At 62.1% G+C, this 19796-nt stretch carries 22 protein-coding genes; 11 read left to right on the forward strand and 11 right to left on the reverse strand.

The window, feature by feature from the left end:
- Positions 1 to 91 precede the first annotated feature (91 nt).
- The gene (locus tag E4662_RS14785) at positions 92 to 1150 is read left to right on the forward strand and encodes an anhydro-N-acetylmuramic acid kinase (protein WP_240705213.1); all 1059 of its coding nucleotides are present in this window, start codon (positions 92 to 94) and stop codon (positions 1148 to 1150) included.
- Positions 1151 to 1461: 311 nt separating this feature from the next.
- On the opposite strand, the gene moaA is transcribed toward E4662_RS14785, so the two are convergent.
- Positions 1462 to 2469 carry a GTP 3',8-cyclase MoaA gene (gene moaA / locus E4662_RS14790; protein ID WP_136442361.1) on the reverse strand — a complete coding sequence of 336 codons (1008 nt, stop codon included), beginning with the start codon at positions 2467 to 2469 and terminating at the stop codon, positions 1462 to 1464.
- An 84-nt stretch (positions 2470 to 2553) separates the two neighbouring features.
- Here moaA and E4662_RS14795 point away from each other — a divergent pair, with 84 nt between their 5' ends.
- Positions 2554 to 3057 carry a hypothetical protein gene (locus E4662_RS14795; protein WP_136442362.1) on the forward strand — a complete coding sequence of 168 codons (504 nt, stop codon included), beginning with the start codon at positions 2554 to 2556 and terminating at the stop codon, positions 3055 to 3057.
- On the opposite strand, the gene E4662_RS14800 is transcribed toward E4662_RS14795, so the two are convergent.
- From E4662_RS14800 to glmU, 3 genes are read right to left on the reverse strand one after another with little or no spacing between them, the layout of a single operon-like run.
- Positions 3054 to 3728, reverse strand: a complete 675-nt coding sequence (locus tag E4662_RS14800) for a DNA alkylation repair protein (RefSeq protein ID WP_136442363.1) — start codon at positions 3726 to 3728, stop codon at positions 3054 to 3056. The two genes, E4662_RS14795 and E4662_RS14800, sit on opposite strands and share 4 nt — an antisense overlap.
- Positions 3729 to 3741: 13 nt before the next feature.
- Complete coding sequence (gene glmS, locus E4662_RS14805; protein WP_136442364.1) at positions 3742 to 5559, reverse strand: glutamine--fructose-6-phosphate transaminase (isomerizing); 1818 nt, start codon at positions 5557 to 5559, stop codon at positions 3742 to 3744.
- A 3-nt stretch (positions 5560 to 5562) separates the two neighbouring features.
- Positions 5563 to 6915 carry a bifunctional UDP-N-acetylglucosamine diphosphorylase/glucosamine-1-phosphate N-acetyltransferase GlmU gene (glmU, locus tag E4662_RS14810; protein WP_136442365.1) on the reverse strand — a complete coding sequence of 451 codons (1353 nt, stop codon included), beginning with the start codon at positions 6913 to 6915 and terminating at the stop codon, positions 5563 to 5565.
- 107 nt (positions 6916 to 7022) lie between these two features.
- Here glmU and E4662_RS14815 point away from each other — a divergent pair, with 107 nt between their 5' ends.
- Positions 7023 to 7694, forward strand: coding sequence for an HAD-IA family hydrolase (locus tag E4662_RS14815; RefSeq protein ID WP_136442366.1), 672 nt, complete (start codon positions 7023 to 7025; stop codon positions 7692 to 7694).
- Here the strand turns inward: E4662_RS14815 and E4662_RS14820 are convergent.
- Positions 7685 to 8341, reverse strand: coding sequence for a helix-turn-helix transcriptional regulator (locus E4662_RS14820; protein ID WP_136442367.1), 657 nt, complete (start codon positions 8339 to 8341; stop codon positions 7685 to 7687). The genes E4662_RS14815 and E4662_RS14820 overlap by 10 nt on opposite strands.
- 201 nt (positions 8342 to 8542) lie before the next feature.
- Between E4662_RS14820 and E4662_RS14825 the strand changes: the two genes are divergently transcribed.
- The 8 genes from E4662_RS14825 (at position 8543) to E4662_RS14860 (ending at position 14306) form a co-directional block, all read left to right on the forward strand.
- The gene (locus E4662_RS14825; protein ID WP_136442368.1) at positions 8543 to 8758 is read left to right on the forward strand and encodes a twin-arginine translocase TatA/TatE family subunit; all 216 of its coding nucleotides are present in this window, start codon (positions 8543 to 8545) and stop codon (positions 8756 to 8758) included.
- Positions 8759 to 8763: 5 nt separating this feature from the next.
- Positions 8764 to 9246, forward strand: a complete 483-nt coding sequence (tatB, locus tag E4662_RS14830) for a Sec-independent protein translocase protein TatB (RefSeq protein WP_136442369.1) — start codon at positions 8764 to 8766, stop codon at positions 9244 to 9246.
- Positions 9243 to 10211 carry a twin-arginine translocase subunit TatC gene (gene tatC / locus E4662_RS14835; protein ID WP_136442370.1) on the forward strand — a complete coding sequence of 323 codons (969 nt, stop codon included), beginning with the start codon at positions 9243 to 9245 and terminating at the stop codon, positions 10209 to 10211. The genes tatB and tatC overlap by 4 nt, the downstream gene beginning before the upstream one ends.
- Positions 10208 to 11062 (forward strand): ATP-binding protein, encoded by an 855-nt coding sequence (locus tag E4662_RS14840; RefSeq protein WP_136442371.1) that lies wholly within the window; start codon positions 10208 to 10210, stop codon positions 11060 to 11062. The genes tatC and E4662_RS14840 overlap by 4 nt, the downstream gene beginning before the upstream one ends.
- 101 nt (positions 11063 to 11163) lie before the next feature.
- On the forward strand, positions 11164 to 11550 hold the full coding sequence (locus E4662_RS14845) for a VOC family protein (protein ID WP_136442372.1): 387 nt from the start codon (positions 11164 to 11166) through the stop codon (positions 11548 to 11550).
- A gap of 217 nt (positions 11551 to 11767) precedes the next feature.
- The gene (lipA, locus tag E4662_RS14850) at positions 11768 to 12718 is read left to right on the forward strand and encodes a lipoyl synthase (protein ID WP_136442373.1); all 951 of its coding nucleotides are present in this window, start codon (positions 11768 to 11770) and stop codon (positions 12716 to 12718) included.
- An 83-nt stretch (positions 12719 to 12801) separates the two neighbouring features.
- A complete protein-coding gene (locus E4662_RS14855; RefSeq protein ID WP_136442374.1) occupies positions 12802 to 13413 on the forward strand; it encodes a VPLPA-CTERM sorting domain-containing protein in 612 nt (203 codons plus the stop codon).
- Between the two features lie 20 nt (positions 13414 to 13433).
- On the forward strand, positions 13434 to 14306 hold the full coding sequence (locus E4662_RS14860) for an exonuclease/endonuclease/phosphatase family protein (protein ID WP_136442375.1): 873 nt from the start codon (positions 13434 to 13436) through the stop codon (positions 14304 to 14306).
- Between the two features lie 123 nt (positions 14307 to 14429).
- On the opposite strand, the gene E4662_RS14865 is transcribed toward E4662_RS14860, so the two are convergent.
- The 6 genes from E4662_RS14865 to E4662_RS14890 all read right to left on the reverse strand — a co-directional run bounded on the left by E4662_RS14865 (position 14430) and on the right by E4662_RS14890 (position 19761).
- A complete protein-coding gene (locus E4662_RS14865) occupies positions 14430 to 15314 on the reverse strand; it encodes a c-type cytochrome (protein WP_136442376.1) in 885 nt (294 codons plus the stop codon).
- A gap of 5 nt (positions 15315 to 15319) precedes the next feature.
- Positions 15320 to 15775, reverse strand: a complete 456-nt coding sequence (locus tag E4662_RS14870) for a c-type cytochrome (RefSeq protein WP_136442377.1) — start codon at positions 15773 to 15775, stop codon at positions 15320 to 15322.
- Positions 15776 to 15875: 100 nt separating this feature from the next.
- Positions 15876 to 16205 carry a hypothetical protein gene (locus E4662_RS14875; RefSeq protein ID WP_136442378.1) on the reverse strand — a complete coding sequence of 110 codons (330 nt, stop codon included), beginning with the start codon at positions 16203 to 16205 and terminating at the stop codon, positions 15876 to 15878.
- A 7-nt stretch (positions 16206 to 16212) separates the two neighbouring features.
- Positions 16213 to 17613, reverse strand: coding sequence for a hypothetical protein (locus E4662_RS14880; protein WP_136442379.1), 1401 nt, complete (start codon positions 17611 to 17613; stop codon positions 16213 to 16215).
- A gap of 52 nt (positions 17614 to 17665) precedes the next feature.
- Positions 17666 to 18574: a hypothetical protein gene (locus E4662_RS14885; protein ID WP_136442380.1), complete on the reverse strand. Its 909-nt coding sequence runs from the start codon at positions 18572 to 18574 to the stop codon at positions 17666 to 17668.
- A gap of 23 nt (positions 18575 to 18597) precedes the next feature.
- Positions 18598 to 19761, reverse strand: coding sequence for a hypothetical protein (locus E4662_RS14890; RefSeq protein ID WP_136442381.1), 1164 nt, complete (start codon positions 19759 to 19761; stop codon positions 18598 to 18600).
- Between the last annotated feature and the right edge of the window lie 35 nt (positions 19762 to 19796).

Here is a 19796-nt window from a genome sequence, read left to right on the forward strand (position 1 = left end):
TCGTATACGTGTACGCGAGGCACCTATAAGAGGCGAAAGAGCGAAGGTGAAGGGTAAGTTGACGGCAGAGCCGGTCTGGGCGCTCGGGGCGATGTCCGGCACGTCATTGGACGGCGTGGATGCGGCGCTCTTGCGAACCGATGGCGAGACAATTTTCGAGTTCGGCGCATCGGCCTATCGCGCCTATTCTGATGCGGAACGTGCGGTGTTGCGCGAAGCCTTGGGGCTTTGGCCGGAAGACGATCTGGGCGCGGCTCCCAAAGTCTGTTTTGAAGCCCATCGCGCCGTTTTGGCCGAGTTTGATGCAGCAGAGGTCATCGGCTTTCACGGCCAAACACTGGCGCATGATCCGGCCGGGCGTGGCACACACCAGATGGGAGACGGCGCGGCTCTGGCCGAGGCGCTCGGCAAACCTGTGGTCTGGGATTTTCGGTCAGCGGATGTGGCCCTGGGCGGGCAGGGCGCGCCGCTTGCGCCGTTCTTCCATTTCGCCTGTGCCAAGTGGATCGGGGCGCGCGAACCTGTGGCTTTCCTGAACCTTGGGGGCGTGGGCAACCTGACATGGGTTGATCCGTCAAAGGCCAAACCGCAGGATGACGGGGCGTTGCTGGCCTTCGACACGGGGCCGGCGAATGCACCAATCAATGATCTGGTGGCAGAACGGCTGGGGCTCGATTGCGACCGAGACGGGGCGCTGGCCCGCAAAGGCCGGGTCGAAGAGGGGGCGCTGGAGCTGTTCCTCGAAGAGAGCTACTTTCGAAAGATGCCTCCCAAATCCCTGGACCGGGACGATTTTTCGCTGATGCTCGATCTTGTGCGGGAGTTGTCGGATGCGGATGCTGCGGCCACGATGACCGCCATGGCGGCGACAGCTGTGATGCAGGGCATGGAACACTGCCCGGTGCCGCTGAGCCGTGTTCTGGTGACCGGTGGCGGGCGGCACAATCCGGTGATGATGCAGATGCTGTCCGCCGGTCTCGATTGCCCGGTTGAGCCTGTTGAGGCGGTAGGGCTGGATGGCGATATGCTTGAAGCGCAGGCTTTTGCCTTTCTCGCAGTGCGGGTTTTGCGGGGTTTGCCGACATCAGCGCCCAATACAACCGGTGTTGCGGCGCCCGTTGGAGGCGGGCAAATCAGCCGTCCGGAATAGGGGACGGGCCTCTGGCCCGTGTTGCCTCCGGCGGAGGTATTTGGTGCCCAAAGAAGCGGGGCACGAACAAAAAACGCCCGCCACCGGAAAACCAGAGACGGGCGTGAAGCAAAGCGGGTCTTCCGCTGGCTTCTTCGGGCGCGGTCATCGGCTCCTCAGCCTGTACCGCACAAACAAGCTACGTGATTACCCTTAACAGTCGGTTTCTTTGGGCCGTAAATACCTCGGGGTTTGGGGCAGAGCCCCAACGGGGTCCGGGGGCTTGCCCCGGAAAAAACCAGCGCGCCGAAGGCGCTCCGTTTGGCAAGGCTTTACCCGCCGGTGTGAGACATGTGGCGCGATACGCGGCCATCGACGGATTGGCGTGAGTAATCGAAATCGTGGCCTTTGGGCTTCAGGCGGATTGCGGCGCGGATGGCGTCTTCGAGTGCTGCGTCGCTTTCCGGATGGTTGCGCAGTGGACCGCGCAGGTCGGCCATGTCTTCCTGCCCGAGGCACATGAAAAGCTCGCCGGTGCAGGTCAGGCGCACGCGGTTGCAGCTTTCGCAGAAGTTATGAGAGAGCGGCGTAATGAAACCGACCTTCTGTCCTGTTTCTTCGATCCGGACATAGCGGGCTGGCCCGCCGGTGCGCTCTGCCAGATCGGTCAGCGTGTACTGTTCTGCCAAACGCGCGCGCAGGTCCGTCAGTTTCCAATACTGGTCCAGCCGCTGTTCATTGCCGATGTCGCCCATCGGCATGACCTCGATCCACGTCAGATCCATGTCCCGTTCAGCGCACCATTCCGCAATGGTGAATAGCTCGTCTTCGTTGAACCCTTTGAGAGCCACCGCGTTGATCTTGATCCGCAGTCCAGCCTTCTGGGCCGCGTCGATGCCTCTAAGAACCTGCGGCAGGCGGCCCCAGCGGGTGATGTCGGCAAACTTCTGTTCGTCCACCGTATCGAGCGACAGGTTGATCCGGCGCACGCCCGCGGCATAAAGATCGTCCGCGAAACGCTCCAGTTGAGAGCCATTTGTTGTGACCGTCAGTTCCTTGAGCGCGCCGGAGTCGAGGTGGCGGGTCATGGATTGGAAGAACTTCAGGATGTCGCGCCGCACCAAGGGCTCGCCACCCGTGATGCGCAGCTTTTCCACGCCGAGTTGCACGAAAGTAGAGCAAAGCCGATCCAGTTCTTCCAGCGTCAGCAACTCTTTCTTGGGCAAAAAGGTCATGTTCTCCGACATGCAATAAACGCAGCGGAAATCGCACCTGTCGGTGACGGAAACCCGAAGATAGGAAATCGGGCGGTGGAATGGGTCGATCAATGGTGCGGTCATGGGGGTAACCTAGGCTTCGGCGGATATTTGAGCAAGAGTTAGGGTGAATTTGTGTTAAGGCGACCAAGGTCGTAGGGTGCGGGCATGAGAGCAGTATTGTTGACCAGCGTTGTCCTGAGCCTTGCCGCCTGTGGAAACACGGCGAGCTTTCTGAAACCAAAGCCCGAGGCAGGCCCGGGGCCCCAGAGCGCGGACGGGCAGATCCGGCCGGAGGCGCGCCCTGATGGCGTGACCGCGCCGCCGCCGCCTCCGGAAGCCCGCACTGTCGAGGAATTTGATACGACCACCGCCGAGGACCGCGCGGAGGCTGCCGCGCCGCCGGAGCCGGCCGGTGAGAAGAGCCTCGGGACAACCGTGGCCTCGCTTGGAGATGTGGCCAAACCGGGGTTCTGGCTCGAGACGCCTTTGGTGTCCGCGCCGGGCAAGGGGCGGGTGGTCAACCCGGCCACCGGCAAATCCGCCCAGGTCGATCTGATCCCGATTGAAGGCCCTGCTACAGCGGGCAGCCGGATTTCGCTGGCCGCCATGAGGCTAATTGAGGCCGCTTTGACAGACTTGCCGACTTTGGAAGTGTATTCAGGCGGTTAAAGGTACTTCCCGGCTTCGCGCCGGGCAAAGGCCTTCATCTGGTCTCCGTGGCTTTCGAGGAAAGCCTGCACACGCGGTGCATCGTGTTTTGACAATTCGCGCAGCCACCACGCCACGGCCTTCTGAATGAACCATGCGCGATCCTCGACATAGGATGCGGCCCAGCCGAGAACCCGGTCGCGGATGGCAAGATCCTGATCTGACGGGAAGTTCTGCTTGGTCCAGGGCAGGGTCATGACAAGGGCCGCGCGTTTGGTCCAAAGGTGTTCGGAGGTTGTCCATGCTTCGACCGTATCGAGCCGCGACGGGTCCGCAAGAAGCCGCCGCGCACCGGCGGAACAGGCGTGATCGGCGATGGCCCAGGCATCGAACTCAGGCACCCAAGATGTGATCAGCGCCCATGCGTCCTGATCCGGGCGCAGCCGCGCTTGGGTGAGCAGTTTGGCGGCGGCGATGCGGGCTTCGTGGATGTCGGTTCGCCAGAGTTCATCTGCGAGCGTCACGCGCGCTTCGACGGACAGTTCGCGCCGCCAACCCTTTGTCAGATCATTCAAAACCGGGTTCGGCACGCCAAGATAGGTGCGCGGCGCCTTGTGGTAGGCGGCGCTTCCGGCGGCGCGGGTCTCGTCCGCCTCCGCCTTCATGGCATCAAGCGCTTCGTCCAAAGTCATGCCGAAGGTCCCGTCATTCAACGGTTACGGATTTGGCCAGGTTGCGGGGCTGGTCCACATCGGTGCCTTTGGCAATCGCTGCGTGATAGGCCAGCAGTTGCGCGGGCAGGGCGTAAAGCAGAGGGGTCAGGACCTCGTCCACTTCCGGCAAGGTTACCACCTGCCAGACGTCTTCCCCGGCGGCTTTCGCGCCTTTGGCATCGGTGATCAGGCAGACCTTGCCACCGCGGGCGATGACCTCCTGCATGTTTGACACGGTTTTGTCGAAGAGGCTGTCACGCGGGGCCATGACGACCACGGGCACGGACTTGTCGATCAGTGCGATGGGGCCGTGCTTAAGTTCACCTGATGCATAAGCTTCGGCGTGTATATAGCTGATTTCTTTCAGTTTAAGCGCGCCTTCGAGGGCGAGCGGGTACATGTACCCCCGGCCCAGGAAAAGCACATCACGGGCTTCGGCGATCTGCTTGGCGGCCTCGGCGATGCGGCTGTCCTGATCCAGCGCAATGTTGAAAATGCCGGGTAGGGCGCGCAGGGCATCCAGGGTGCCTGAAACCGACTTTGCGTCCATTGTGCCCTTGGCCTGCGCTGCCTTCAAAGCCAGCAAAAGCAAGGTGTTAAGCTGACAAGTGAAAGCTTTGGTTGAAGCCACACCGATCTCGGCACCGGCATGGATCGGCAGGGCAAGATCGCTTTCGCGTGCAATCGAGGAGGTCTCGACATTGACGACGGACACGATCTTGTCCGCTTTTTCCTTGCAGTAGCGCAGGGCAGCCAGCGTGTCGGCCGTTTCCCCCGATTGGCTGACAAACAGGGCGACGGTGCCCTTCGTAACCGGAGGTTCGCGGTAGCGGAACTCGGAGGCGATATCGACCTCGACCGGGATACCGGCGAGCCGCTCGAACCAGTATTTGGCGGTCAGGCAGGCGTAATACGCGGTCCCGCAGGCTACCATAATCAGCCGGTCAACCGATGCGAAGTCGAGTCCCGGATCGGGCAGGGCGATGCCGTCGTCCGAGACATAGGCTGACAGGGCGTTGGAGAGAACGGCCGGTTGCTCGGCAATCTCCTTGGCCATGAAATGCTTGTACCCGGCCTTGTCGACACGGGCCGCATCCATCTGGATCGTCTTTTGATCGCGGTTCACGCGCCGGGCGTAAGCGTCTGTAATCACGGCACCTTCCCGCGTGATCACGGCGCGATCGCCTTCTTCGAGATAGGTGATCTGATCGGTGAGCGGGGCGAGCGCGATGGCGTCCGAGCCGACGAACATTTCGCCGTCCCCATGACCAATAGCAAGAGGCGATCCCTTGCGCGCGGCAATCAGCAGGTCCTCCTCACCGTCGAACAGGAAGACGAGCGCAAAGGCCCCGTCGAGCTTGTCGATGGTCTGCATCGCGGCATCAACCGGCGTCAGACCGGTGTTGAGCAGGTGCTGCGCCATCAGGGCGATGGTCTCGGTGTCCGTTTCGGTTTGCGGCTCGATCCCTTCAGCGGCCAGTTCGGTCCTAAGCTCCTTGTAATTCTCGATAATGCCATTGTGCACCACGGCCACGGGACCGGCCTTGTGCGGGTGTGCGTTCATCTCGGTTGGAGCGCCGTGGGTGGCCCAGCGGGTGTGGCCGATGCCGGACTTGCCGGGCAGGGGATTGTGGACCAGAAGGTCAGAAAGGTTGACAAGCTTCCCGACGGCCCTGCGCCTGTCAAGCGTGCCTTTGTTGATCGTGGCGATCCCGGCGCTGTCATAACCGCGATATTCGAGGCGCCGCAGCGCTTCGACCAGACTGGGGGCAACCTCGTGAGTGCCAAGGATTCCGACAATACCGCACATTTGTTAATTTCCTTTTGCCTGCTTGGCCTTTTTAGCCTTGAGCATCTTGAATAGCTTTGTTGCCAGTCCCGGTTTCACCACTTGCGGCGCGCGAGAGACGGCCAGCGCGCCGGCGGGCACATCGTCCGTTATGGTCGAACCGGAGGCTGTCATCGCGCCGTCGCCGAGGGTCACCGGGGCGACGAGCATGGTGTCCGAGCCGATGAAGGCATCCGTGCCGACGGTGGTTTTGTGTTTGAAAACACCGTCGTAGTTGCAGGTCACGGTGCCCGCGCCGATGTTCGTGCGCGCGCCGATTTCGGCGTCGCCCAGGTAGGTCAGGTGGTTGGCCTTGACCCCCTCATGCAGCACCGCGTTTTTCACTTCGACGAAGTTGCCGATGTGCACACCTTCGGAAAGTTCCGCGCCGGGGCGCAGGCGGGCGTAGGGGCCGACGGTGCTCTTGCTGCTGACATGGGCGCCTTCGAAGTGGCTGAAGGCGCGGATGCGCACGGCGTTTTCTATGGTGACGCCGGGGCCGAAGACGACGTTGGGTTCGATTTCGCTGTCACGCCCAATCACCGTATCCCAGGCGAGGAAAACCGTATCGGGGGCCTGCAGGCTGACGCCATCGGCCATGAGTTCTTCGCGGCGGCTTATTTGGAAAAGTCGTTCTGCTTCAGAGAGTTCCGCGCGAGAGTTCACACCGAGCGTTTCGCTTTCATCGCAGGTAACAACCGTCGCGGAAAGCCCGCGTGCCCGAGCAATGGCGACAGTATCCGTGAGATAATATTCGCCACTGGCGTTGTTGTTATCGACCGCGTCGATCAAATCAAAAAGCGTGGCCGTATCTGCGCAAACAACACCTGAATTACAAAGGGTTATGTCGCGTTCTTCATCTGATGCGTCTTTGAACTCGACGATCCTGTCAAGCGTGTCGCCACTGGTTACAAGACGGCCATAACGGCCCGGATCTGCCGCCTCGAATCCGAGCACAACAACGTCATGGCTTTTGCGCGCCTCCAGCATGGCCAGCAGGGTCTTTTCAGAAATGAAGGGCGTATCGCCGTAGAGAACAATGGCATTGCCTTCAAAGCCTTGCAGGGCGTCCTTCGCCTGCGCCACGGCGTGGCCGGTGCCCAACTGCTCTTGCTGGATCACCACTTTGGCTTCGGGATCGAAGTCCAAAGCGGAGGCTTTGACCTGTTCGGCCTCGTGGCCTGCGACGACAACTGTAGCCTCGGGCTCCACCGCAAGCCCGGCGCGCATGGCGTGCCAGAGCATCGGGGCGTGGGCGATGCGGTGCAGGACCTTGGGCAAGTCCGATTCCATCCGCGTGCCTTTGCCCGCGGCGAGGATGATGAGGGCTGTGCTCATGGCCTCTTTCCTGTTTGTTTTTCTCTTTGCCCCGTTTTATCCGGTTATCACGGCGGGGCAAGCGGGGGCTTTTCACGCTTGATTTCGGCATGTGACAGGGAACCGGCATGAAACCTTGCGTGATTTTTGACCTCGATGGAACGCTGGCGGACACCAGCCTTGATCTCTTGGCGGCGGCGAACCGCTGTTTCGAGGAGATGGGCGAAGCGGTTCGGCTGAACACGGATGCGGACCGGATGATCGCTCTGCGGGGCGGGCGGCGGATGCTGACCGAAGGGCTGACGCGGGCCGGGCGCATGGACGAGGCGAAGGTCATGCAGTGGTATCCGCGCCTTCTGGAGGTCTATGCGGAGACTTTGGACGTTCATACGGCGATGTATCCCGGCGCGGTGGCGTCGGTGGAGGCGCTGCGCGGGGCGGGCTATGCGGTTGGCATCGCGACAAACAAGCCGGAAGGGCTGGCAGAGGAACTTTTGACGCGGCTTGGCGTTCGGTCGCTGTTCGATTCGATGATCGGGGCGGATACCTTGCCGGTGAAAAAGCCGGATCCGGCGCATTTCTGGGCGGCGGTTGACGGCTGTGGCGGCGCGCGGGAGGCGTCCTTGCTGGTGGGCGACAGCGACACGGACCGCAAGACCTCGGCGGCGGCGGGCGTGCCTTCGGTGCTGGTTTCTTTCTCGCCTGCGGGGGAGGCGGTGCGCGCGCTGGAGCCGGAATCCGTCATTACCCATTTCGACGAGTTGATGGGCGAGGTCGCGCGGTTGATTGGTCAGCCCTGAGCCTGCCAGTCCGACAGACGTTTGCCCGGCTCATCGACAAAAAGGCCGGGCAGGGGCGCGATGTCTTCGATTTTGTCCAGCGCGAAGCGCTTGAAATCGCTTGTGGTTTCATCCCAGGCGACACAGGTCCAGACGCGCCCCCAGTAATCGAGCAGCAGCGGGCGGATGTCATGCGGGGCATTCTCCAGCGTGACCCGGAGCTTTTGCCGGGCGCGAATGGCGGCGCGGATGGTCGGCATGTGGGCAAAGCCGCGCGCGGCCCCGGCAAAGGCATCGGTGGCAAAACCAAAAGGCGCGGCGGGCTGGCCGGATTCCTCGGGCAGGACCGCTTCGATCTTGGCCGAGAGAGAGCGGGCGGCGGCGGCGTGCTCTTCAAGATCGGACGCGCCAAGCGCGGCAAGCGCGATGTGCAGCGCATCGAGTTCAGAATCTGTGAGGTTCAAAGGGGGCAGCGTGACGGCGGCGCGTGCCGTATAGCCATACCCCCGCGCGCCCTCGACAGGCACGCCCGAGGCGGCAAGCACCTCCATATCGCGGTAGATCGTGCGCACGGACACGCCCAAATCCTGCGCCATGGCTTCGGCGGTGTGCAATTCGCCGCCGCGCAGGCGTTCCATGAGGGCGTAGAGGCGGTCTTTGCGGTTCATGAACGGCCTTTCGACGTCACCGATTCTCTCCAATTCTTTGCGACATACTGACAAAATCCTGACAACTGACAAGAAGGTGACAAAACTTGCCGCCTGACGGGCGGTTTTGTCGCTTTTCGCGCCTCCCAAGACGGCATAGAAGGCAATATCAGTTTTCTCGCGGGCCAGATCCGGGCCCGTTGACCCCACAGGAGTAGAGACATGCTCAACAACATCGGCCTTCCCGGCCTTCTTCTGATCGCCGTCGTGGTTCTCGTGCTGTTTGGCCGTGGCAAGATTTCCAGCCTCATGGGTGAGGTCGGCAAAGGCATCACCGCGTTCAAGAAGGGCGTGGATGACGGCAAGCAGGAAATCGAAGACGCCAAGGCCGAAGAGGCCAAGGACGTCACCCCCGAGGATGAAAAAGACAAGGCGTAAGCCCCATGTTCGATCTCGGCATGAGCGAAATGCTGGTTATCGGGACGGTCGCGTTGATCGTGGTTGGCCCGAAAGACCTGCCCAAGCTGTTCCGCAGCGCAGGCCGTTTCATGGGCAAGGCCCGTGGTATGGCACGCGAGTTTTCCACCGCCATGAATCAGGCGGCGGATGATGCGGGCGTGAGTGATTTGCAAAAGACGGTCAAGGCGGCGACCAACCCGGTCGGCAGCGCCATGGACGGCGTGAAAGACGCGGCGAAATCGATGACGAATTTCGATCCCGCCAGCGAGACCGGCAAGCTGTCGGCGGAACGTCAGGAAGCCAAGCGCAAGATCGAGGCCAACGCCGCGCGCATGGCCGCCGAACGCAAGCAGCGCGAGGCCGAGGAAGCCATGAAGAAGGCGGAGGAGCTTGAAAGGGCGGCCACCGCTCCGACGCATGACACGCCGCCGGACGTGCCGACAGATACAGATAAGGGATCCGCATGAGCAGCGCCGATGACGAGATGGAGGGCAGCTCCGCCCCGCTGATCGAGCACCTGGCGGAATTGCGCACGCGGCTTATTCGCTGCGTGCTGGCGTTTCTGGTGGGCATGGTTCTGGCCTTTGTGGTGGCCGAACCGATCCTGCAATTCCTGCTTGGCCCGATCGAGGCCACGCTGCGCGAGTTGGGCGATCCGTCGCCGACGATGCAGTACACAAGTCCGCAGGAATACCTGTTCACGCTGTTCCGCATTTCGATGGTCTTCGGCTTTGCGCTGGCCTTCCCGGTGATCTCTTTCCAGCTGTGGCGGTTCATTGCGCCGGGGCTGTACAAGTCGGAGAAGGGGGCTTTCCTGCCCTTCATCATCGCCTCGCCCTTCATGTTCCTTCTGGGCGCGAGCTTTGCGCATTTCGTGGTGACGCCGCTTGCCATGGCCTTTTTCCTTGGGTTTGCAGACATCTCTTCGATCTTTGCCAACCTGCTGAATGCCGCTGGAAGCGCCACGGGCGCGGCCCTGCCGGAAGGGGCGGCCGTGGTGCCGGAGACCAGTGACGGCATCAAGATCACCTTCTTCGGCAAGGTGAACGAGAGCCTTGATATCACGTTGAAATTCATCATGGCTTTTGGCCTGTGCTTCCAGCTGCCCGTGCTGCTGACCCTGATGGGCAAGGCTGGCCTCGTGAGCGCCGAGGGCCTTGGCACCGTGCGTAAATACGCCATGGTCGGTATTCTGGTGCTGGCAGCATTGGTGACGCCGCCGGATGTGACCACGCAGGTCATCCTGTTTACGGTTGTCTATGGCCTCTATGAGATATCCATCTTCCTTGTGCGCCTTGTCGAGAAGAAACGCGAAAAGGAGCTGCGCGAGCAGGGCCTGTGGTTCGAAGACGACGCGGACGAAGACGAAGAAGATCCGCTGATGGCGGAGTTCGAAGAGGACGACACGGACGTCGAGGACAAGAAGACGTGACTGTAAATGCCTCTGCTGACGCGTTGACCCGGATTGCGGAGGCGCTTGAGCGCGTCTCCCCGCCGCCTTTGGGCAAGCCGGATTTTTCGGACGCCACCGCCTTTGTATGGCATGTGGAGCCGGACCGGCTCACCCCGGTGCCTGATGTTAATCGGGTGGAGCTTGAGCTTCTGGTCGGGATCGAGCGTGCACGCGATACGCTGCTGGCCAACACGCGACAGTTCGCCAGGGGACTGCCCGCCAACAACGCGCTGCTCTGGGGCTCGCGCGGGACCGGCAAATCGTCCTTGGTCAAAGCGGTGCACGGGGCGATCTGTGCCGAAGGGCTGGATCTGAAACTGGTGGAAATCCAGCGCGAAGATCTGGCGTCGGTGGGCCGTCTCTTGAACCTGCTGCGCGGGGCGAAAGAGCGCTTTGTGCTCTTTTGCGATGACCTGTCGTTCAGCCACGACGATCAGAACTACAAAAGCCTCAAGGCGGTTCTGGACGGCGGGGTCGAGGGACGGCCAGACAACGTGGTGCTCTACGCGACTTCCAACCGCCGGCACTTGATGCCGCGCGACATGATCGAAAACGAGCGCTCGACGGCGATCAACCCGTCCGAAGCCGTTGAGGAAAAGGTGTCCCTGTCAGACCGTTTTGGCCTCTGGCTTGGCTTCCACCCGTGCTCGCAGGACGAATACCTTGCGATGATCGAAGGTTATTGCGCCGCTTATGGCGTGTCGGTCGGGGCTGATGAATTGCGCGCCGAGGCCATTGAATGGCAGGCCACGCGCGGGTCCCGTTCGGGGCGCGTGGCGTGGCAGTTCTTCACCGATCTGGCTGGGCGCAAAGGCGTTGCGCTGACCTGAGCGGGTGGCAGAGCAGGATACCGCCCAAGCAGGGGGCCGGTTGACAAGGCCAGCCCCGCGCGGTGACGGTGAAGGCACTGCCAGACAGCACGGGGCCTGCCATGATTGACCATATCACCATCGGCGTCACGGATTTCGCGCGGTCCGTTGCCTTTTGCGATGCCGCCCTGGCGCCTTTGGGCGTGTCTCGGCTTTTTACAGTCCCGGAAGAGCACACAGGCGGCGTCAAGGTTACAGGCTATGGCGACACACGCCCCTGGTTCTGGATCGCCGAAGAAGATGCGACGCGCGGCAAACTACATGTCGCGTTTTCTGCCCCGGACCGGGCCAGCGTTGATGCCTTTCATGAAGCGGCTTTGGCCGCAGGCGGGATCGACAACGGGCGGCCCGGACTGCGCCCGCATTACCACCCTGACTATTACGGGGCTTTTGTTCTGGACCCGGACGGGAACAATATGGAAGCGGTCTTCCACGGCTCTGGCGCATAGACTTCGGCACGGGTCACAAAGCCCCCCAGGGCGTCGCATAGCGGTCATTCCCATGGCGCAAGGGGGCGTTTAACCGTCTGACATGATTGGAAAGTGCAGGGGGTACTGTCGTAACATTGGGATGCGTCACTTAGCCTTCGGGCCGTGTGGTACTGGTAAAACCCCCTGCGAGTCTTTATTAAAAGACGCAACGTCACATCTTCGCGGGGAAAATACCGTGCGCGACCTCAAGATCCCGTCCGAACGCCATCCTGAAAAGGCCCATCGTCCGGACAACGCCCAGCCGAAAAAGCCAGACTGGATCCGTGTCAAAGCCCCGAGCGGCGACGGGTACAATGAAACCCGCAAGATCATGCGCGAAAACAATCTCGTGACGGTCTGCGAGGAGGCGGGTTGTCCCAATGCGGGCGAGTGCTGGAATCAGGGACACGCCACCATGATGATCATGGGCGAGATCTGCACACGCGGCTGTACCTTCTGCAACGTGGCCACGGGCAAGCCCGACACGCTGGATGTATTCGAGCCGGGCCGTGTTGCGGATGCGGTCCAGAAACTGGGGCTGAACCACGTTGTGATCACCTCGGTTGACCGCGACGATCTCGAAGACGGCGGGGCGGAGCATTTTGCCCAGACCATCCGCGCCATCCGTCACCGTTCGCCAGAGACGACAATCGAGATCCTGACACCGGATTTTCTCAAGTGTGACGACAGCGCCCTGAGCGTGGTGGTCGAGGCGCGCCCTGACGTGTTCAACCACAACCTTGAAACGGTGCCCGGCCTTTACCCGACAGTGCGCCCCGGCGCGCGCTATTTCCACTCCCTGCGTCTGTTGCAGCGGGTGAAGGAGCAGGATCCATCGATCTTTACCAAGTCCGGCATCATGGTTGGCCTTGGCGAGGACGCGCAATCGGTGCGGCAGGTCATGGACGACATGCGCGCCGCCGACATCGACTTCCTGACCATCGGCCAATACCTGCAGCCGACGCCGAAACACCACCGCGTGGACCGTTTCGTGACGCCCGAAGAGTTCGCCTCTTACGAAAAGAGCGCCTTTGGCAAGGGGTTCCTGATGGTGTCGGCCACGCCGCTGACGCGCTCGTCTTATCACGCAGGTGATGACTTCGCGCGCCTGCGCGCCGCACGCGAAGAAAAGCTGGGCCGCGCCTGACCCTGACCCGTTGACCGAAAAACGAACTGTGTCTATCGATGGTAGGCACAGTTTCAACAATTTCGATCAAAGGTTCTTATCTTATGCTTCGCAGTCTTGCGCTTGCCGCAACCCTCCTGATCCCCGCCGCCGCACAGGCCGCCGTCGTCTCGCCCACAAGCTACATGTATTATGCCGCGCCGAACTCCTCCGGCTCCGCCTACGAGGACGATACCTACAACGGCACGCTTGGTCAGTTGGCGGATGGCATCAGCGCCACAACCGATTGGCAGCCGACAGACGGCTTCGGCGCGCCGGGACCGAACGTCGGCTGGCTCAACGTGAACCCCTTAATCCTGTTCAGCTTTGACACGGTTTATCAGTTCAGCGAACTGGTCCTGAACCTTCAGGACGGCAAGGGGATTGCCGGAGTCGGCCTTGCAGACAGCATCACGGTCAACGGGCTGACGTCGCCCATGCTGACTGGAAACGGCACAGCATTCAGCGGTGCGTGGGATGTAACCATGGACATCTCGTCTCTCGCGCCGACGAGCACGCTCATGGTCGAGGTGCACCGCGGGTTCCAGTGGACTTTCCTGTCGGAGTTTACGTTCTCCACCGCCGAAGCCACCGCCGAGGTGCCGCTGCCTGCAGGCCTTCCGCTGCTTCTCGCGGGGCTGGGCGGGCTCGCACTGATCCGCCGCCGCAAGAGCTGAGTTGGGCAGGGGCGTTCCACATGGATCTGAAAATCCTTGCCTGGAACGTCGAACATTTCAAAGGGCCAAAAGCCGCCTGGCGTAGCCTGTCCGGGGATGAAGAGGCCCGCGAGCGTGCCAAATCTGAACGCGTCGCCCGCGTGGTGGCGCAAATTCAGTCCATTGATCCGGACATTTTTGCCATCCTCGAGGTCGAAGGCGATCGCAGCCCCTATGACGTGGCGGCTGCGATGCCAGACTACAGCTTCCTGCTGACCGAAGGCAAACAAACGCAGGAAATTCTCGTGGGTTTCCGGCAGCGGCTGCGGCTGTTCTTCACCCAGAAGGGCGAATTCAAGGAAAACAACCTCTACCTGCGCCCCGCGCCGACCCTCTCGGTTCAAACGCCCTCGGGGCGCACCCTGACGCTGCTGTTTGGCCATTTCAAAAGCCTGCCGGAGCCGGGCGGCTGGGGCTTGCGGGCCTCCATGTTCGAAAAACTGGTGGATTTGAAAAAGGCCCTCGACGGCTACGCGCAGGACAAAGGCGAAGACAGCGCCGCCTTCGTCGCCATGGGAGATCTCAACACCATGGGGCTGACCCTGACCGATGCGGATGGGGACATCTCCGCCGACGAAGAACTGGCCCGCTGCGACAAGCGCCTCGCTCGCGTGAACATGCGCCGCCCCGGAAAAAGCGCCGCGCACACCTTTTCTGGTGGCTCGACAAGTTCACTGGACGACAGCGATCTCGATCACGTCTACATCGACCACAGCCTGTCGGTTCTTCCCGAAAACGGCTTTGACGTCCGCGTCGGCGGCTGGACAACCCTGCCCACCCAAGCCGAACGCGATCAATGGATCAACGATTACTCCGATCACGCCCCGATCTGGATCACGCTCACCGGCCTGTGAGGCCTCGGTTTCTTTGGGCCAAAAATACCTCGGGGAGTCGCAGCTCTGCTGCGGCGGGGCAGCGCCCCATCTGCGCGCCGAAGGCGCGCGGGTCGGCCCGCGAAGCGGGGCGAAATCCCTGTATCAGTCCGGCGCAGGCAGTGCTTTGACATAGGCCGCCACGGCGGCGCGGTCCTCGGCTGGCAGCTTGGCGAAATTGTCCACCACCGCAGCCATATGCCCGCCGACGCTGTCAAAATCCGGTGTGAAGCCGCTTGCGAGGTAGTAGGCTACATCCTCGGCACCCCAGGTCAGCTTGTCCGGTGTCAGCGCCGGGATCATACCTTGCCCGGAGGGGTTCGGTGCGCCCGCCAGCCAGCGCGATGTATCGAGCCCGCCCAGCGGGTTGCGCGGCGTGTGGCATTCGCCGCAATGGGCCAGCGCTTCGACAAGATAGCGCCCGCGTTCGCCGCCCGCGGCGTCGGAGGCGGCCATCACGTAGTCATCCGAGAAGAACAGCAGTTTCCAGCCGCCGAGGCTGCGGCGGATGTTGAACGGAAACCCCACGTCATGCGCCTTGGACGGCGTGGCATCCGGCGGCAAGGTCTGCATGTAGGCCCAGAGGTCCGCAACGTCCTGGATCTCCATCTTGGAGTAAGAGCCATAGGGGAAGGCCGGGTAATAGTGCTGGCCGCGGGGCGAGGTGCCCTTGAGCACGGCATTCGCAAAGTCCTGCAAGCTCCAGCCGCCGATCCCGGCCTCTGTCGAAGGGGAGATGTTCGGGGCGTAGAACGTCCCGAAATCGCTGGCAAAAGCCTGACCACCGGACAGCAGTTGCTTGTCCTTGGAGTCCGGCGCATGGTGGCAGGACGCGCAGCCTGCGGCGGTAAACACCGCCTCGCCGCGCGCCGCCTCGCCGGTCACGCCGTCCAGCCGGGAGGCCTCGACGGTGCCCGGCGCGGTCAGCAGCCAGCCAATCCCGCCGCCCGCCAGTGCGAGCAAGGCCAATCCGGTCAGAAGGCGTTTCACGGCGCTTACTCCGGCGTACGGTAGGTGTCGTGGCAGCCTTTGCAGGTGCCGCCGAGCATGCCAAGGGCCGGTCCGATGGCGTCCTTGCCGCTGCCAACGGTTTCCTTGGCCTTCATAGCGGCCTCGCCAAGCGCCGCCCATTTCGCGTTGAAGTCATCGAAGTTGTCCCAGATCCCCGGATCGGCGCGGGTGCCGTCGAGGCTCATGGCATCGGTGCCTTCGGGGAAGAGCGTTGCCTGATGGACCATGGCCACCCCGGCCACGGAATCGGCAGCGGCCTGGGCCACAGCGGCGTCATATTCGATAGCGCCCTTGGCCATGCCACCCAGCACGCCGAGGTTCAGCGCAAGAATGCGGAACTGGCCCTGGCGGGCTTTGAGATGGGCGTTGGTGTCCTGGGCTATGGCGGCTGTCCCGCCGAGTGTTGATAGCAAGGCAATAAGGGCAATGGATCGTTTCATGGCGGCGTCCTCTCCGGTGGCTGGCCTACAATTCATTCAGCGTAGCGCCAAAACCTGCCTCTGTCCAAGACAGGAATACCTGCCTTTTGTATTGTTGTGCTTACTCAGGGTCTTGCAGAACGGAAATGGCTGCGGTGACATCCGCGTCCGGGGCCAGATCCTGCCCGTTGCGCCACAGGCTGACCTCCAGTTCGGTTTCGAAATGTGCTGGCAGATCGAGGATCCAGCCGAAACTGTCATGCGTTTCGGAAAGCAGGGCGGGGCCGAAATCCACGGTTCCCTGAGCGCCCGGGCCGGCGAAACTCACGGCAATGGCGGCCTCTGGCGGCATGTAATGCGCGGTTATCGTGATGGAACAGCGCCCCGCCGTGGCCGGGCCGCCAAGCAGGATGGACTTGAACCAGTCGGGGGGGGATGCTGCGGTTGTCATGGGACCCTCACCAATGCTTGTGGCAATGCGTGCCGCTGCCCCAGATCGGATCGGAGGCAAAGGCCGCATCAAGCGCCAACTCAATGGCTTGGCTGAAACTGCCATAGGTTTGCGGTTCGCGAAAGGCAGCAAGCGTGGCCCCGGCAATCAGCAGCGCAGGCCGTCCGAACCCCGCCAGCGGATGCCCGGCGGCAAGGCGGTCCGCGATCTGTGCTGCGGCGGTGTCGTGATGGTCGGTCCAGGACAGAAGCTCGGCGATTGCCCGCCCGCCGAGCGCATCGAAGCGGGTGGCGGCGACGAACGCACCCACGCTGCGCGCCATGTCCATCATGTCCTGCAAGGGGTTGGTTTCATCAAGGCTCTGCTGCACCGGGTTGAAGTCGAGTTCGGTGTAGAGCGATCCGCGTATATGGACCTCCGTTACCCCCTGCGCTGCAACCGCTGCGATCTCATTCAGCAAGGTGATATGCCGGGCCTTGGCTGCATCGCTCAGTCCCGGCATGACAGACAGCGCGCCTTGCGCCAGTCCGATGCGCAGGATGTCTGTCGGATGGGTGTCGAGCATACGCGTCTTGTCAAAGACCGTGCTGGTTCGCAGTGCCGGGATCGACAGGCCGTGCCCCGGCATGTCCGGGAGCAGGGCGGCCATGAGCGTACAGAAACCAAGGCAATAAGACGGCCCGAGGAACAGCGTGCCGAAGACGTCTGCGGCCGCCTCGTTCATCCAGTAGGACCAGAGCAACCCGTGCCGCTGGCCTGCATCGCGCTTGGCCGGATCGGAGGAGAGCGGGGTTTTGCTCAACGCCGCGAAACCCTTGGTCTGCATCTCGTCGATCAGGCCGGGGACCGCGTGGATCACGTCATGCCCGCCGGTCTCATGCGCCAGCGTGCCCCAGAGCACCGGATGTTGCCGGTAAGCCGAGGGCAGGCTGACCACGGCGGTGCGATTGGCGATGAGCATGCCGACGCTGTCGGCGGTCAGCGTGAAGGGGCCAAGCTGTGCATAAGGGCGAAACTCCACCAAAGGCGGGGTTTTCTCGATCAGCGCCAGATCGTCGTGGGCGCGGGTCAGGGCGGTTTGAAACGTTCGAAAGACGTCGCCGGTGACCGCCAGAAAGCGCCGCACGTCGCCAGCGACAGGACCTTCCGGGTCCAGCTGCGCCACGGAGCTGATCAGGGACCGACCCTGACCGACAAAGGGTTTGGTGGTCAGCTTGTCTACATGCGTGTCCAGCTGGCGCAGGTACTTGTGATAGGCGCTTGGAAGATGGGGTGCGCCTTTGGCCAGCGCCGCGCGCACGGTCTGCGATGTCATTTCCAGAACCGCCGGTGGGCCATCGGCCAGCGGAGAGTCCGCGGCGACGGCGCGGGCGAGGGCGGGGAAGGTGTCTGCGGTCAGATCCGGCATGGCAATGCGCGCGGTAAACGGCGGCGGGGACAGGCCCCGCCGCCATAGTCCGTCAGGAGCCCGACGTGGACTTGATGCCCACGTCAAAGCTCGCCAGTTCCACGGTCTGGTTCAACCCGCCCGGTCCGGGCACTTCCGCCGTGGCCGAAAGGCTGAAGCTGAGCGGATGCCCCCCGGTGTCCGGCAAGGACAGGTAGGTCACCGTCACCTTGGACTGGAAACCGGGGCTGACCTTGGCGGAGGTCGAATAGACGCCGCCGGTGGACAGGGTTCGGTTGCCCATGGAGATCACCGTGGAGTTCACATCCTTGCTGTCAAGGATGAAGGAGACCTGCGCATCCTTGGCGAACTGCGTGCTGGTGATCGTGAAGGTCACCAACTGCTCATCCTTGTTCTGCAGATCAATCACCCCGGTCCAGGCGTAGGTCTCCGATGGCACCGGTTTGGGCGGGGCCTTGTAAAAGTGGTAGGCCATGGTGGTCTGCGAAGAAATCCACTTGTCAAACCCGTCCTGCCCATTGAGCCAATGCGGCATGTCCGGCACCGGGTGCGACCCGTCGGAGATCACGGCGATCACGCACCAGGGCGCTTTTTCCACGTCGGGCCAGATGAAGGGGGCGGGTGTCACACCGACCTCTCCGGGGCCAGCGCCGATGGCCTGCTGGGTTTGTTTGTCCTCGGTCAGGAGACGTTGCCAGAAACTCGGGCTGGTCAGATTGTCGAGGGTCGACAGGTAGACAGAGACATTGCCAAAGGCAAAGTCCTCGGAGGCATTCATGGCCCGGACATAGACGTTGTTGTCCTTGTCATAGGCAATTGCCGCCGAGACGTTGTGATCATAGTTATGCGAATAGCCGGGCTGAGGCTTGTCGCCGCCAAGGATGATGTCGGGCGAGGACGAGGCGTCCGCGTCGTCCAGGGAATGGCGCAGGACCAGCCAGGGTGCGGTGTGTTGTGTCATGAGTTTTACTCCGCTTCAAAAGTTCAGGACGCCAGGATCGGCAGGGTGGTGTCCGAGCCGATCACCGAGATGAAGTCGATCGGCTGCCGTCCGCCGCCACCGCCGAAATCGCCCAGCATGTTGTTGAGCCCCGCGCGACCCTGGATCAGCTTGCCGCTGTCGGGACACTGGAAGAGGGCATCTTCGGCAAAGGCGCTCCTGACGCTCGCCTCGAACAGCGCTTCGCGGTCCAGTCCCATGGACATGAGCGTGTTGGAATGCGCCGCAGCGTTGGTCACCGGAACAGAGCCGCTGACCGCCTGTTTGAAGCCTGGCGGTACTGCCTTGCCTTTGAAATCGGTGCGGTAGCTGATGCGGGCGATGTCCCCTTTCTTGAGGTTGGCGCGTGCGCCGATCTGGAAGGTCGGGTTGATCGTGGGATCCTTGTAGCCGGGCTTGACCGGCACGGTGGTCCAGCCCTGCGAGATGAACTCTCCGCTGACCGACGCCGTGGTCGAGGTGAAGGTACAGGCGGCCCCCACAGGCACGTTTTCGGCCGTCATGGTGAAGGTCACGGTGGCATCGCTGATCATCGGACCGACCTCGGTGGAGCCTTCGATGACCGTAGAGGTCATGGGCGCGATGTTGACGTTATGCCAGCCGATGTTGCCGTTCTCGAAAATCCAGGTGGCAAAGGCGCTGGTGGAGTTGGTCACATTGGGCGGGAAGGAGGCCTGCAGGCTGTCGAAGTCCTCGGTCACAACCGCAATCAGGCAATGGTGCTCGGTGCTTGTGGGCTTCCACTGGTAAGCATTGGTCGCCACCACCTGTCCGGGCGCAGCGGTGATTTCCTGATAGACCTGATCCTGATCACCGGAGGGCAGGGGATTGGTGTAATGTATGAGATTGCTCTGCGCGTACCACGAATGCGGAAACAGAAAGAGGCTCTGCGGCGCCTGAAACAGAAAGGCCTTCTTGGTCAGCTGGCTCTTTGTCAGGTTCTTGGCCCGCACATAGAGGAAGTTTGACTGCCCTTGTGCGAGCGTGCTGTTGTAGACCTTGTCATAGTTCTGCACCAGTTCCTTGGGGTCGATCCCGACGGTGCCAGCCGGGATAATATCCGGGCTTTGTGTCCATGTCCCGCTGCGGGGAATGTTGCCGGTATCGCCTATGGCGTTCCGGACCAGAAATCCTGAGAATTGTGACATATGGTTATCTCCCTGTGTTATATCCTGTTTTCGCT

The organism is Pacificoceanicola onchidii (genome assembly GCF_004804335.1).
GTDB lineage: Bacteria > Pseudomonadota > Alphaproteobacteria > Rhodobacterales > Rhodobacteraceae > Pacificoceanicola > Pacificoceanicola onchidii.

Coding starts and splice junctions, on each gene's coding strand:
- E4662_RS14785 (WP_240705213.1), top strand. CDS start 92: ATGTCCGGCACGTCATTGGACGGCGTGGATGCGGCGCTCTTGCGAACC.
- moaA (WP_136442361.1), bottom strand. CDS start 2,469: ATGACCGCACCATTGATCGACCCATTCCACCGCCCGATTTCCTATCTT.
- E4662_RS14795 (WP_136442362.1), top strand. CDS start 2,554: ATGAGAGCAGTATTGTTGACCAGCGTTGTCCTGAGCCTTGCCGCCTGT.
- E4662_RS14800 (WP_136442363.1), bottom strand. CDS start 3,728: ATGACTTTGGACGAAGCGCTTGATGCCATGAAGGCGGAGGCGGACGAG.
- glmS (WP_136442364.1), bottom strand. CDS start 5,559: ATGTGCGGTATTGTCGGAATCCTTGGCACTCACGAGGTTGCCCCCAGT.
- glmU (WP_136442365.1), bottom strand. CDS start 6,915: ATGAGCACAGCCCTCATCATCCTCGCCGCGGGCAAAGGCACGCGGATG.
- E4662_RS14815 (WP_136442366.1), top strand. CDS start 7,023: ATGAAACCTTGCGTGATTTTTGACCTCGATGGAACGCTGGCGGACACC.
- E4662_RS14820 (WP_136442367.1), bottom strand. CDS start 8,341: ATGAACCGCAAAGACCGCCTCTACGCCCTCATGGAACGCCTGCGCGGC.
- E4662_RS14825 (WP_136442368.1), top strand. CDS start 8,543: ATGCTCAACAACATCGGCCTTCCCGGCCTTCTTCTGATCGCCGTCGTG.
- tatB (WP_136442369.1), top strand. CDS start 8,764: ATGTTCGATCTCGGCATGAGCGAAATGCTGGTTATCGGGACGGTCGCG.
- tatC (WP_136442370.1), top strand. CDS start 9,243: ATGAGCAGCGCCGATGACGAGATGGAGGGCAGCTCCGCCCCGCTGATC.
- E4662_RS14845 (WP_136442372.1), top strand. CDS start 11,164: ATGATTGACCATATCACCATCGGCGTCACGGATTTCGCGCGGTCCGTT.
- E4662_RS14855 (WP_136442374.1), top strand. CDS start 12,802: ATGCTTCGCAGTCTTGCGCTTGCCGCAACCCTCCTGATCCCCGCCGCC.
- E4662_RS14860 (WP_136442375.1), top strand. CDS start 13,434: ATGGATCTGAAAATCCTTGCCTGGAACGTCGAACATTTCAAAGGGCCA.
- E4662_RS14870 (WP_136442377.1), bottom strand. CDS start 15,775: ATGAAACGATCCATTGCCCTTATTGCCTTGCTATCAACACTCGGCGGG.
- E4662_RS14875 (WP_136442378.1), bottom strand. CDS start 16,205: ATGACAACCGCAGCATCCCCCCCCGACTGGTTCAAGTCCATCCTGCTT.
- E4662_RS14880 (WP_136442379.1), bottom strand. CDS start 17,613: ATGCCGGATCTGACCGCAGACACCTTCCCCGCCCTCGCCCGCGCCGTC.
- E4662_RS14885 (WP_136442380.1), bottom strand. CDS start 18,574: ATGACACAACACACCGCACCCTGGCTGGTCCTGCGCCATTCCCTGGAC.
- E4662_RS14890 (WP_136442381.1), bottom strand. CDS start 19,761: ATGTCACAATTCTCAGGATTTCTGGTCCGGAACGCCATAGGCGATACC.